At 70.5% G+C, this 12955-nt stretch carries 12 protein-coding genes; 5 read left to right on the top strand and 7 right to left on the bottom strand.

The features are described from left to right. Positions 1–70: 70 nt before the first annotated feature. The 3 genes from ACFVX4_RS13090 to ACFVX4_RS13080 are packed head-to-tail and all read right to left on the bottom strand — an operon-like array spanning position 71 to position 2695. On the bottom strand, positions 71–841 hold the full coding sequence (locus tag ACFVX4_RS13090) for an energy-coupling factor ABC transporter ATP-binding protein (protein WP_389975438.1): 771 nt from the start codon (positions 839–841) through the stop codon (positions 71–73). Continuing rightward, on the bottom strand, positions 838–1599 hold the full coding sequence (gene cbiQ / locus ACFVX4_RS13085; protein ID WP_385544902.1) for a cobalt ECF transporter T component CbiQ: 762 nt from the start codon (positions 1597–1599) through the stop codon (positions 838–840). Before cbiQ ends, ACFVX4_RS13090 begins: the two co-directional genes overlap by 4 nt. A 1-nt stretch (position 1600) precedes the next feature. Then, on the bottom strand, positions 1601–2695 hold the full coding sequence (locus ACFVX4_RS13080; RefSeq protein WP_389975435.1) for an energy-coupling factor ABC transporter permease: 1095 nt from the start codon (positions 2693–2695) through the stop codon (positions 1601–1603). A 178-nt stretch (positions 2696–2873) separates the two neighbouring features. On the opposite strand from ACFVX4_RS13080, the gene ACFVX4_RS13075 reads away from it, so the two are divergent. Continuing rightward, the gene (locus ACFVX4_RS13075; protein ID WP_389975432.1) at positions 2874–3236 is read left to right on the top strand and encodes an SsgA family sporulation/cell division regulator; all 363 of its coding nucleotides are present in this window, start codon (positions 2874–2876) and stop codon (positions 3234–3236) included. Between the two features lie 165 nt (positions 3237–3401). Here the strand turns inward: ACFVX4_RS13075 and ACFVX4_RS13070 are convergent, their stop codons facing one another. Together ACFVX4_RS13070 and ACFVX4_RS13065 are read right to left on the bottom strand one after the other, a co-directional pair. Beyond that, entirely contained in the window at positions 3402–5618 is a 2217-nt protein-coding gene (locus ACFVX4_RS13070; RefSeq protein ID WP_389975429.1) for an MMPL family transporter, read from the bottom strand. A 136-nt stretch (positions 5619–5754) separates the two neighbouring features. Next, positions 5755–6327 (bottom strand): TetR/AcrR family transcriptional regulator, encoded by a 573-nt coding sequence (locus ACFVX4_RS13065; protein WP_266418236.1) that lies wholly within the window; start codon positions 6325–6327, stop codon positions 5755–5757. A gap of 190 nt (positions 6328–6517) precedes the next feature. Here ACFVX4_RS13065 and ACFVX4_RS13060 point away from each other — a divergent pair, with 190 nt between their 5' ends. Beyond that, a complete protein-coding gene (locus ACFVX4_RS13060) occupies positions 6518–9808 on the top strand; it encodes a S41 family peptidase (RefSeq protein ID WP_389975426.1) in 3291 nt (1096 codons plus the stop codon). A gap of 24 nt (positions 9809–9832) precedes the next feature. Here ACFVX4_RS13060 and ACFVX4_RS13055 read toward each other — a convergent pair whose 3' ends face one another. Next, positions 9833–10195, bottom strand: a complete 363-nt coding sequence (locus ACFVX4_RS13055; RefSeq protein WP_389975423.1) for an ATP-binding protein — start codon at positions 10193–10195, stop codon at positions 9833–9835. 5 nt (positions 10196–10200) lie between these two features. Continuing rightward, positions 10201–10422, bottom strand: coding sequence for a hypothetical protein (locus tag ACFVX4_RS13050; RefSeq protein WP_389975420.1), 222 nt, complete (start codon positions 10420–10422; stop codon positions 10201–10203). A gap of 117 nt (positions 10423–10539) precedes the next feature. On the opposite strand from ACFVX4_RS13050, the gene ACFVX4_RS13045 reads away from it, so the two are divergent. The 3 genes from ACFVX4_RS13045 to ACFVX4_RS13035 are packed head-to-tail and all read left to right on the top strand — an operon-like array spanning position 10540 to position 12877. Continuing rightward, positions 10540–11391, top strand: coding sequence for a helix-turn-helix domain-containing protein (locus ACFVX4_RS13045; protein ID WP_389975418.1), 852 nt, complete (start codon positions 10540–10542; stop codon positions 11389–11391). Beyond that, entirely contained in the window at positions 11372–11644 is a 273-nt protein-coding gene (locus tag ACFVX4_RS13040) for a DUF397 domain-containing protein (RefSeq protein WP_389975416.1), read from the top strand. The genes ACFVX4_RS13045 and ACFVX4_RS13040 overlap by 20 nt, the downstream gene beginning before the upstream one ends. 33 nt (positions 11645–11677) lie before the next feature. Continuing rightward, positions 11678–12877, top strand: a complete 1200-nt coding sequence (locus ACFVX4_RS13035) for a hypothetical protein (protein WP_389975413.1) — start codon at positions 11678–11680, stop codon at positions 12875–12877. The last annotated feature ends 78 nt before the right edge of the window (positions 12878–12955 follow it).

Below are 12955 nucleotides of genomic sequence, written 5' to 3'. Positions count from 1 at the left end.
GGCGTGGAACGCTCGCGGGCGCGGGAGCATTCGACGTCGCGGAACGTCCACCGTCACGGAGCATCCACCGTCACGGAGCGTCCACCGTCACGGAGCGCGGGTCGAAGCCGAAGGGCAGTTCCAGGCGGTGGCGGCGCATCAGCTTCTCGTCGCAGAGCAGGTCCTGGGTGCGGTCGTCGGCGGCGATGACGCCCTCGCTGAGGATCACCGCGCGCGGGCAGAGCTCCAGTGCGTACGGCAGGTCGTGCGTGACCATGAGCACGGTGACGTCCAGGGACCGCAGGATGTCGGCGAGTTCGCGCCGCGAGGCCGGGTCCAGGTTGGAGGACGGCTCGTCCAGGACGAGGATCTCCGGCCGCATGGCGAGGACGGTGGCGACGGCGACGCGGCGGCGCTGGCCGAAGGAGAGATGGTGCGGCGGCCGGTTCGCGTACTCCTCCATGCCGACCTGCTTCAGGGCCTCGGTGACGCGTTCCTCCAGTTCGGCGCCGCGCAGCCCGGAGGCGGCGGGGCCGAAGGCTACGTCCTCGCGGACGGTGGGCATGAAGAGCTGGTCGTCGGGGTCCTGGAAGACGATGCCGACGCGACGGCGGATCTCGGCGAGGTTGCGCTTCTCCACGGGGAGGCCCGCGACCCGGACCGTGCCCGCGCCGGCGTCGAGGATGCCGTTGAGATGGAGTACGAGGGTGGTCTTGCCGGCGCCGTTGGGGCCGAGCAGGGCGACCCGTTCGCCCCGGGCGACCGCGAGGTCCACCCCGAAGAGCGCCTGGTGGCCGTCGGGGTAGGCGTACGCGAGGCCGCTGACTTCCAGGGACGGTGCGGGGGCGGTGGGCTGACTCATAGGGACCATCCCAGCAGACAGACCGCGAGGGCGAGCACGGGGAGGGCGGCGGCGTAGGCCCACTGGGTCCGGGAAGCGGTCACCTCGTCGATGACCGGCATGGAACCGGCGTAGCCGCGGCTGACCATGGCGAGGTGGACGCGCTCACCGCGCTCGTACGACCTGATGAAGAGGGCGCCCGCCGACTTGGCCAGGACACCCCACTGCCGTACCCCGCGCGCCTCGAAGCCCCGGGAGCGGCGGGCGATCGACATCCGGCGCATCTCGTCGGTGATCACGTCGCCGTACCGGATCATGAAGGAGGCGATCTGGACGAGCAGCGGCGGCAGCCTGAGCCGCTGGAGGCCGAGCAGCAGCGAGCGCAGTTCGGTGGTGGAGGCGAGGAGCACGGACGCGGCTACGCCGAGGGTGCCCTTGGCCAGGACGTTCCAGGCGCCCCAGAGGCCGGGGACGCTGACGGAGAGGCCGAGGACATGGGTCTGTTCGCCGGGCACCACGAACGGCATGAGCAGCGCGAACGCGACGAACGGCACCTCGATGAGCAGCCGTTTGAGCAGGAAGCCCGCCGGGATGCGGGCGAGCGCGGTGACCGCGCCGAGCAGCACCGCATACAGCCCGAACGCCCACACCGATTCGCGCGGCGTCGAGACGACGACCACCACGAAGCAGAAGGCGGCGGCGATCTTGCAGTGCGGCGGCAGGTCGTGGACGGGCGAGTGACCGTGCCGGTAGAGCTTGTGTGCGTGTCCCGCGCCCATGTCAGACGCTTTCGCTGGTGCGCGTGGTGTCGTCGGGGGCGTCCTGCGTACGACGGCGGCGGACCACGTAGAAGACCCCGCTGCCGACCACGATCGTGGCCCCGACGCCGATGACTCCGGCGAGGCCGCCGGAGATCCGGGCGTTGGACACGTCCTTGACGCCGTAGTCGGCGAGCGGGGAGTCCTTGGCCGCGTGTTCCTCGGTCTTCTTGTCGATGCCCTGGTCGGCGGCGACCTTCTCCAGGCCGTCCGGGTTGGCGGAGGCGTAGTAGGAGACGAAGCCCGCCAGGACGAGGGCGGTGACCAGGCCGGTGGCCCAGATCCCCCGGTGCGAGCGGGCGGCGACCGGGGCGAGGGGCTGCCGGGCCGGGGCGTCGACGAGTTCGCCGTCGACCCGGAGCTTGAGCGAGGTGGTGAGTCCGCGGGCGCCGTGGACCAGGTCGGGGCGTACGGCGATGACGGCGCCGACGGTCAGCGCGGTGATCACGGCCTCGCCGATACCGATCAGGACGTGGACCCCGACCATCGCGGTGAAGACCTTGCCGATCGGGATGTCGGTGGTGCCGCCGATCCAGTAGATCAGCGTGAAGACGCAGGCCGCGGCCGGTACGGAGACCAGGGCGGCGACGAAGGACGCGGCCGTCACGGAGCGGCGGGTCCGCGGCAGCACCCCGAGCAGCCCGCGGAAGAGGGCGTACGCGACGACGGTGGTCGTGATGCCCATGTCGAGCACGTTCACGCCGAGCGCGGTGAGGCCGCCGTCGGCGAAGAGGATGCCCTGCATGAGCAGGACGACGGTGACGCAGAGCACGCCGGTGTACGGCCCGACCAGGATCGCCGCCAGCGCCCCGCCCAGCAGATGCCCGCTGGTGCCCGCCGCGACCGGGAAGTTCAGCATCTGCACGGCGAAGATGAACGCGGCGACGAGACCGGCAAGCGGCGCGGTGCGCTCTCCCCCACTCTCGGCTGCGCTCGAGCGGGAGGTGCCCCCCAGTTCCCGCCGGGCGCCCCGCAGGCTGACGGCGACCGCGCCGGCCGCGACGACTCCGGCGGCGGCGGAGACGGGCGCGTCGATGAATCCGTCGGGTACATGCATGGGGGGCTCCGCTTCCTGCGGTCCTGCGTTGCTGCGGACGATGTCGTGAACCGCTCAATGATAGGACCTTGTTGCAAACCCTTCGCAAGAGCGGTTACGTCACAACTGTCCGCCGCGCCCCTTACGGAAAATATGGGACATTGGATGGCGAAGCAGTATGTACAGGAGGAGTCGGACCATGCCCCCCGTGATCCATGAGCAGGCAGAAGCCTGGCTCGTCAACGACACCCCCGACCTCCCGGCGATCCCGGTCGACCTGCTGTACGACGCCGACAAGGACCCGCGCACCGTCCACGTCTCCTTCCCCGGCGGCGCCGACTGGGCGTTCGGCCGCGACCTGCTGGAGGGCGGGCTGCATTCCCCCACCGAACGCGGTGGCGTCCGCGTGTGGCCCTGCGGACGGACGCAGCTGGTCGTGGAGGTCCACTCGAAGGAGGGCGTGGAGGTGGTGCAGTTCGACAGCGCGCCGCTGATCCGCTTTCTGGACCGTACGCACACCGACGGTGGCGCCAGACCCGCGCACGACGTGACGCCCGCGTGAGATCCGCCCGCACGGCTCATCCGCATGGCGCATCCGCATGACAGAAGCCCCCGTGCCGCTCGCACGGGGGCCTCTTCATCGCCCCGGTCCCCCGTCCCCACAGGTAACCGGTGCTTCCGGGGCCGCGCTCCGCTCAGACGCGGACCCCGGAGGCCTTTTCGCCGGTCAGACCCGGGCCAGCTCCCGCTCACCACCGGCGTCGCCACCGGGCGTCTCGTCGAGCTGCTCGCGCAGCCCCTCGCCCTCCACGTCCACGTTCGGCAGGATCCGGTCCAGCCAGCGCGGCAGCGACCAGGCGCGGCGGCCGAGCAGGGCGAGGACCGCGGGCACGATCGCCATCCGGACCACGAACGCGTCGAAGAAGACGGCGATGGCGAGCGAGAAGCCGATCATCTTGACCATCTGCTCGCTGGAGCCGATGAAGCCGGCGAAGACCGCCATCATGATCACGGCCGCGGCGGTGACGACCCGGGCACCGTGCCGGAAGCCGGTGACGATCGCCTGACCGGGCTTCTCGCCGTGGACGTACGCCTCGCGCATCCGGGTCACGAGGAAGACCTCGTAGTCCATCGCGAGACCGAAGACCACACCCACCATGAAGATCGGCATCATCGACATGATCGGACCGGTCTGCTCCACCCCGAAGAGCGAGCCGAGCCAGCCCCACTGGAAGACCGCGACGACCGCGCCCAGGGCCGCGACGACCGAGAGCAGGAAGCCGAGGGCCGCCTTCAGCGGCACCAGCACCGACCGGAAGACCACCATCAGCAGCAGGAAGGCCAGTCCGACGACGAGCGCCAGATACGGCAGCAGCGCGTCGTTCATCTTCTGCGAGAAGTCGATGTTCATCGCGGTGGAACCGGTGACCAGGACCTCGGCGCCGGTGTCGGACTTGATGTCCTTGCCCGCGTCGCGGATCGCGTGGACCACGTTCTCCGTCTCCACGGAGCTCGGGCGGTCCTTCGGGACGACGGTGATCATCGCGGCGTCGCCGGCCTTGTTGAACTGGGCCGGGGTGACGGCGACGACGCCCTTGATGCCGGAGATCTCGTCGGTGACCTGCTTGGCGGCGGTCTTGCCGTCGGAGCTGTCCACGGTGTCGACGACGACCATCAGCGGCCCGTTGAAGCCGGGGCCGAAGCCCTCGGAGAGCAGGTCGTAGGCGCGCCGCTGGGTGGTGCTGGTGGGCTGGGAGCCCTCGTCGGGCAAGCCCATCTCCAGGGACGCGGCCGGTACGGCGATCGTGCCGAGGCCGATGACGCCGACGAGCAGCACCCACACCGGCTTGCGCAGCACGAACCGCGCCCAGCGGGTGCCCATGTTCGGCTTCTCCTCGACCTGGCCCGGGGCCTCGGCGGCCTTGCGCGCCTTGCGTCCCAGGGCCCGCTTGCCGGCGAAGCCCAGCAGCGCCGGGACCAGGGTGAGCGCGATGAGGACGGCGATGGCGACCGTGCCGGCCGCGGCGAAGCCCATCTTCGACAGCATCGGGATGTTCACGACGGCGAGGCCGACCAGCGCGATGACGACGGTGAGACCGGCGAAGACCACCGCGGAACCCGCCGTGCCGACGGCCCGTCCGGCCGCTTCCTCGCGCTCCCGGCCCTCGGCCAGCTCGGCGCGGTAGCGGGAGACGATGAACAGCGCGTAGTCGATGCCGACCGCGAGGCCGATCATCATCGCGAGGGTGGAGGTGGTGGAGCCCAGGTCCAGCACGTTCGCCAGCGCGGTGATCGACGAGACACCGATGCCGACTCCGATCAGGGCGGTGAGCAGCGGCAGCCCGGCGGCGATCAGCGAGCCGAAGGTGATGACCAGCACCACCGCGGCGATGGCGACACCGATGATCTCGGTGGCTCCGGTCTCCGGCATCACCTGGAGCGCGTCACCGCCGATCTCCACGGTCATCCCGCTCTTCTGCGCCGCGTGGCCCGCGTCCTCCAGGGCGTCCCGGGTCGCGTCGGTCAGCTCCATCGAGTTGACCTTGTAGGAGACCGAGACGTACGCCGTGGAACCGTTCTTGCTGACGGCATTGGCCGCGTACGGGTCGGTGACCGAGGCGATCTGGTCGGAGCCGGACTTCAGCTCGGCGATGACCTTGTTCACCTCGGCCTTGTTCGCCGGGTCGGTCATCTTCTGGTCGTCGGGGGCCTTGAAGACGACCCGGGCGCTCGCACCGTCGGCACTGCCCCCGGGGAAGCGCTGTTCCAGCAGGTCGAAGGCGCGCTGCGCCTCCGTGCCCGGGATCGAGAAGGAGCTGGAGGTGGCGGTGGACGCGGAGGCCGCGCCGAATCCGGCGAGCGCCAGCAGTGCCACCCAGATCAGGGCGACATAGCGGCGGCGCCGGAAGGCGAGCCGTCCGAGCTTGTAGAGGAATGTGGCCACGGAGGGGTACTCCCGGGTCGGGTCGTGAGTGGAAATGGGCGTGCGGAACCAGCCCGACGACGAGAGCGGCGTGTCAGGTGGGGCTTGGGGAGGGGGCCGTGCGGTGGGGACGGACCGCGCGGGGCGGTCCGGGGGGTCAGACTCCGAGAGCGGGGAGAATCACGGAGTCGACGTAATCGGTAAGGAACGCCTGGTCGACGGCGCGGTCATCGACCAGCTGCCGAGCAGTGAAGGCACCGATCAGCATGTGCGATACATATTTCAGCGCCGGGTTGTCCGGACGCAGTTCGCCCCGGTCCACGGCTCGGCGCAGCAGCAGGTCGAGGCCGGTCATCTCCGGCTCGATCAGCAGCTCGCGCAGGGCCTGGAGCAGATCGGGATTGTCGTGGACGGCATGGGCCAGACCCCGCATCAGCGCGGAGTTCTTCTCCATCTGGCAGTCGTCGCTGCGGTTCAGTGCGGCGTGGAAGTCACCGCGCAGCGACCCGGTGTCGATCTCACCGAGGGTCACCGGCTTGTTGTGCCGCAGGGCCTTGACGACCAGCTCGGGCTTGCTCCCCCACTGGCGGTAGAGGGTGGCCTTGCTGGAACGGGTGCGAGCGGCGACGGCGTCCATGGTCAGGGCGTCGTAACCGACTTCGCGGAGCAGGTCGAGCACGGCGGCGTACAGCTCGCTCTCGCGCTCGGGCGTGAGCCGGGTGCGTGCCATGTCTCGACCTCCTGTTCGGGTGCTCGAACTTCAGTTGCTCGTACGCCAGTCAATCGAACGAAACTGTTTCGTACACATCGACGGTACCCCGCCCGTCCAGCGAAACGAAATCGTTTCGCTTGTGTTCCGCACCACAACCGGTCCAGCACCACGAGTTGCCGGGGCCCTCCCGCGCGGAAAGCATTGGAGGGTGAGTGACGACGTCGCGTATCTCCGTTTCCCGCACCTCCACGACGACCTGCTCTGCTTCGCGGCCGAGGACGACCTCTGGGTCGCCCCCCTCGCGCCCGAGGGGCAGCGGCCCGGCCGCGCGTGGCGGCTGACCGTCGACCGCACCAGGGTCAGCCACCCGCGCTTCTCCCCCGACGGCAGCCGTATCGCGTACACGACCTGGCGCAGCCTCGATCCCGAGATCCATCTCGCGCCGGTCGACGGCGGCCCGGCACGCCGGCTCACCTACTGGGGCTCGACGGACACCCGGGTCTGCGACTGGACCCCCGACCCCGGGGACACCTCCCATATCCTCGCCGTGTCCTCGCACAACCAGCCGTTCTCGCACATCTCCTGGGCGTACAGCGTCCCCACCGACGGCAGCCCCGGCGGCAAGCTGCCCTGGGGCCCGGTCTCCGACATCGCGGTCGCCGACATCGACGGCGAGCGGCGCACCCTGCTGCTCACCGGTACGCCACCGCACGAACCGGCTGCCTGGAAGCGGTACCGGGGCGGCGCGACCGGCCGGCTCTGGCTGCACGGCAAGCGGCTGCTGCCGGACATCGGCGGCCATCTCGCCTCACCGATGTTCGTCGGTGGCCGGATCGCGTTCCTCTCCGACCACGAGGGCGTCGGCAATCTGTACTCCTGCCGGCCCGACGGCACCGATCTGCGCCGCCACACCGACCACGACGCCTTCTACGCCCGGCACGCCTCCAGCGACGGGCACCGGGTGGTCTACCAGTGCGCGGGCGATCTGTGGCTGGTGGACGACCTGGCGTCACCGAACGCGGTGCCGCGGAAGCTGGAGGTCCGGCTCGGCGGGCCGCGCACCGGACGGCGCCCGTACCAGGTGCCCGCCGCCAGCCACGTCGACTCGCTCTCCGTGGACGAGACGGGCCGGGCCAGCGCGGTCACCGTACGCGGCAGCCTGTACTGGCTCACCCACCGCGACGGCCCCGCCCGCACCATCGCCGACACCCCCGGGGTCCGGGTCCGGCTGCCCGAGATGCTCGGCAGCGGCGGCCAGGTCGCCTACGTCACGGACGCCGACGGCGAGGACGCGATCGAGATCGCCTACCTGCCGCGCGCCAGCGGCGACCGCGAGCCGCGCCGGCTGGCCTCCGGACAGCTCGGCAGGGTGCAGGAACTGATCGCCGACCCGGACGGCGAGCGCCTCGCCATCGCGACGAACGACGGGCGGCTGCTGCTCCTGGACACCGACGAGGAGACCTCCACCGGCGAACCCACCGAGCTGATCCGCTCCATCAACGGCCCCGTCCGCGACCTGGCGTTCTCGCCGGACGGCGCCTGGCTCACCTGGTCCCACCCCGGGATCGGCCGCTCGCTGCGCCAGATCAAGCTGGCCCGCATCCTGGGCACCGGCGCGCCCGTGATCGTCGATGTCACCAACGGCCGCTTCGAGGACGAGAATCCCGTCTTCACGGGCGACGGCCGCTATCTCGCCTTCCTCTCCTGGCGCGGTTTCGACCCGGTCTACGACGTCCACACCGGCGATCTCTCCTTCCCCCTGGGCTGCCGCCCGTACCTGGTGCCGCTCTCCTCCGCCACGCCCTCCCCGTTCGCCCTGTCCCCGGAGGGACGTCCGGCAGCGGGCGGTCTCGACCCGGCCGACGACATTCCCGACGTCGGTACGGGCGAGGGTCCGTCGACGGTCACCGTCGAGTTCGAGGGCCTGGAGAACCGGGTGACGCCCTTCCCGGTCTCCGCGTCGAAGTACTCGGCCCTGCACCCGGTGAGCGGCGGCGGCCTGGTCTGGCTGCGCTGGCCGATCTCCGGCGCGCTCGGCGAGACCTTCGCCAACCCGGCGGACATGTCGGGCCGCCCCACCCTCGAACACTTCAACATCACCAAGGCCAGGAAGACCGAACTGGTCGGCCATCTCGACTGGTTCGCGGTCAGCGGCGACGCGACCCGGCTGGTCGTCATGGACGAGGGCGAGCTGCGCGCCGTCCCCGCCACCGAGACCGGCGACAACGACACGACCGTCTACCTCGACCTGCGCCGCATCCTGCACGAGGTCGACCCGGCGGCCGAGTGGCGGCAGGCGTACGAGGAGGGCGGCCGCATCATCCGCTCCTACTTCTGGGAGCCGGACATGTGCGGCATCGACTGGACGGGCGTGCTCGACCAGTACCGCCCGCTCGTCGAACGGGTCGCCTCCCCCGACGAGTTCGCCGATCTGATGCGCGAGGTCCTGGGCGAACTGGGCACCTCGCACGCGTACGTGTCACCGGCCCGCCGCAACGAGGGCCCGCCGCACTACCAGCGGGCGATCGGCCTGCTCGGCGCGAACCTGGTGTGCCGGGACGGCGACTGGACGATCCAGCGCATCCTGCCGGGCGACTCCTCCGACTCCAAGGCCCGTTCCCCGCTGGCCGGTACGGGCATCCGGGAGGGCGCGGTCCTCACCCATGTCGACGGACGCCCGGTCGACCCGGTCACCGGCCCGTACCCGCTCCTCACGGCGGCGGGCGGCACCACGGTCGAGCTCACCTTCCGCCCGGCCGGGGGCGAGGGCCGCCCCCGCCGCGTCGCCGTCGTACCGCTGGTCGACGAACGGCCGCTGCGCTACCAGGACTGGGTGGCCAAACGCCGTGACGTCGTACGGGAGTTGAGCGGCGGCAAGTGCGGCTACCTGCACATCCCCGACATGGGCGGATCGGGCTGGGCCCAGTTCAACCGGGACCTGCGCCTGGAGGTGTCCCGGCCGGCCCTGATCGTCGACGTGCGCGGCAACGCGGGCGGCCACATCAGCGAGCTGGTGGTCGAGAAGCTGACCCGCACGATCCTCGGCTGGGACCTGACCCGCAACGCCCAGCCGGTCAGTTACGCCTCGAACGCCCCGCGCGGCCCGGTGGTCGCCCTGGCCGACGAGGCGACCTCCTCCGACGGCGACATGATCACCGCCGCGTTCCGCCTGCTGAAGCTCGGTCCGGTGGTGGGCCAGCGGACCTGGGGCGGCGTCGTCGGCATGACCGGCCGGACCCGGCTGGGCGACGGCACGGTGATCACGGTGCCGATGAACGCGGCCTGGTTCGACACCTACGGCTGGTCGGTCGAGAACCACGGCGTCGAACCGGACCTGGAGGCACTGCGCACCCCCCTCGACTGGGCGGAGGGCCGGTACGCGGTACTGGACGACGCGGTACGGGTCGCCCTGGACCTGCTGGCCGCACAACCGGCGGCGACCCCACCGACGTACGACGACGTCCCGGACCGGCGGCGGCCCCCCTTGCCGCCGCGCTGAGGGCTGTCCCGTAGCCGGAACCGCTCAGCGCAACTCGCACCAGACCGTCTTCCCGTACGGCCCCTGGTCGACGCCCCACCGCAACGCCAACGCGTCCACGAGCGACAGTCCCCGCCCCGACTCGTCGCCGGGACCGGCGGTGCGCGGCGTCGGCCAGGCGCACGGCTCGGGATCGCTCAGCTCGACCCGGACCCGGCCGGTGTGCGTACCGCTGACCCGGAGCGTGACCGGCGTCCCCTCACCGAGATGCACGATCACATTGGTCAGCAACTCGCTGACGCAGAGCAGTAGATCGGGCGAGTCCGCACCCCCGCACCGCTCCCGCAGGGTGCGCCGCATCTCCGGTACGGCCTTCGGCACGGCGAGCAGATCCACCGTGAGCGGCAACGGAGTCACCCCCCGGCCGCCGAGCGCAGCACCTCGGCCATGCGGCGCGCGGTCGCCGCATTGCAGTTGCCGAGCGCTACCAGTGGCGGCCGGGTCGTCCGTGCGGCCAGGGTCAGCGGATCGACACCGAGCGACGGCAGCGTGATGCCGTGCGCGGCGAGCGCGGCACGGAGTGCGTCGATGTCCGTACCGATGTCGTGGCCGGTGAGGTCGTACGTGTCGTCCATGGGGGGAAGTCCACCTTTCGTTGCTGACTGTGACGAACGCCTCACACGCTGCCGCATGGGCCTCTACCGTGAAAGGACTTCCCGCTCCACAACGCACAGCGCGAAAGGCGGTCAACAGTGGCCACACGCAAGGAGATCGACGGCTCGGCGGGCGTCCCGCAGTTCTACGGCAAGGAACTCCGCTTCAAGCGGGAGGAGGCGGGCCTGACCCTGGAGAAGCTGGTCGACGGCAGCTTCTACGGCATCACGTACCTGAGCGAGATCGAGCACGGTCACCGGCGGATGCCGGTGGATCTGGCCCAGCACGTGGACCGGGTACTGAAGACGGACGGGTTCTTCCAGCGGCGGTGCGGGGACGTGCGGAAGGCCAAGCAGGGAGCGCATTCCTCGTACTTCGCTGGGGTCGCGGAGGCGGAGACACGGGCTCGGGCCATCGCCGAGTGGTCCGGCACGCTGATCCCGGGGCTACTCCAGACCAGGGCGTACGCCGATGCCGTCATCCGCTCCGCACACACCCTGGACACGCCGGAGGAGGTCGAAGCCAAGATCGACGCTCGGCTGCAACGAGCCCGGCTCTTCGACAACCCCAAGAAGCCCGAGTATTGGGTAATCCTTCACGAGGCCTTGGTCCACCACTCCATCATCCCGCCTGTGGAGATGGCCGAGCAGCTGGAACATATCGCCGCCCTGGTACGACGCCGCCGCATCGTTGCACAGATCCTTCCGTGGAACGGCCCGACCCGGGCGCTCACAGAGCTGCCGCTCTTCCTCATGGACTTCGACAACGAGCCGCCGCTGCTCTACACCGAGGGTTCGTACCACGGCCAGACCATCGACGATCCGTCCATCGTCATGCGCTACCGCAAGGCATACGATCGGTTCAGGGCCGCCGCCTTGCCGCCAGAGGTGTCCCTCGACCTGATCGAGAAGGCGGCTGAGGAGTACCGGAATGGCCAGCATCGTTCTTGATCTCAGCGCTGCCACCTGGCGCAAGAGCAGCTACAGCAACGGCGATGGTGGCAACTGCCTCGAAGTCGCTGAGGAGTTCGCCCGCTGGCGTAAGAGCAGCCACAGCAACTCCTCCGGCGGCGACTGCCTCGAAGTCGCGGACGGCCACCAAGACCTCGTCCCCGTCCGCGACTCCAAGCGTCCCGAAGGCCCGGCGCTCGTCATCGCCGCGTCCGCCTGGACGCCGTTCGTCGAGGCCGTCAAGGCGTCCTGACCCCGCCGCAGCACCCCGGGCATACTTTCGAGCATGCCCGAGACCAAGGCCGTTCCCCTCTCACGGGCCGCCGCCCTGCCGCCAGGTTCGCCCCGTTCGCTGACGCTTTCGCTCCGCTACGCCGCGCCCGCACTGCTGGGCTACGTCTCCGTACGGCTCACCGGTATCGCGATCCTCCTGATCACCGCCTCCGTCACCGGCAAGGACGGAATGCACCGGCTGACGGGCCGCTGGGACTCGGTCTGGTACCAGCGGATCGCCGAACACGGATACGGCTACGAGGTCCGGCTCCCGGACGGCACCTTCCACTCCGATCTGGCCTTCTTCCCGCTCCTGCCCGCGCTGGAGCGGGGACTGTCCGCCCTGTTCCCACCCCTCGGCGTGGCCGGCGCGGGCCTGTTGATCTCCTGGCTCGCCTCGCTCGTCGCCGCCGGTGGCATCTTCGCCGTGGGTGCGCGGCTGTACGGGCGCCGGGCGGGAATACTGCTGGCCGTGCTCTGGGGGGCGTACCCGACGGCGTTCGTGCAGTCCATGGCGTACACCGAGACGTTGTTCACGGCGCTGGCGGCCTGGGCGCTGTACGCCGTTCTGACCGACAGATGGATCACAGCGGGTGTGCTGTGCGTCGGCGCCGGGCTCACCCGGCCGGTCGCGGCCGCGCTGATCGCAGCGATCGGCGTCACTGCGATGTGGCGGCTGGTCACCGCGCGGGGCGGAGCTGAACCGCTCCGGACACACCGGCGGATGGCGGTGGGTGTCTGTCTGGCCCCGCTGGGCTGGCTGTCGTACATCGTCTTCGTGGCCGTGCGGGAGAGGAACCCGTTCGCGTACTTCGATGTCCAGGCAGCCTGGAACAACCGGATCGACGGAGGGGCGGCGCTGGCCTCCTTCGTGGTGGAACAGTTCGGCCGCAACGTCTTCGCGGGACTCGGACTGTGCGCAGCCTTCGCCTTCCTCTTCTGGGTGGTGTGGCTGTGCGTACGGCAACGGCCGCGCCAACCGTTGCCCGTGATCGTCTACTGCGTCGTGGTGGTCGTGATCTCGCTGATCGGGTCCGGCTACTTCGGCTCCAGGCCCCGGCTGATGATGCCCGCGTTCCCGTTGCTGCTACCGGCTGCGGTGGCCCTGGCGGGCGCCCGGCGAAGGATGGTTCCGGCGGTGGTCGTGGGCGTGGCGGCGCTCGCGTCGGGGGTGTACGGAGCCTTTACGCTGCTCGGTTCCGGGCCTCCGTGACACCCAGGTCAGGAGCAGGCGACCATGGTCCGCGAGGCGTGCGAGGCGGCAATCGCCCCGGACGGCCAGGACAAGGGG

Origin of the sequence: Streptomyces sp. NPDC058240 (assembly GCF_042882135.1) — a bacterium.
Classification (GTDB): Bacteria; Actinomycetota; Actinomycetes; order Streptomycetales; family Streptomycetaceae; genus Streptomyces.
The sequence above is the reverse complement of the archived record's forward strand: the minus strand, read 5'-3'. Positions and strand labels throughout refer to the sequence as shown.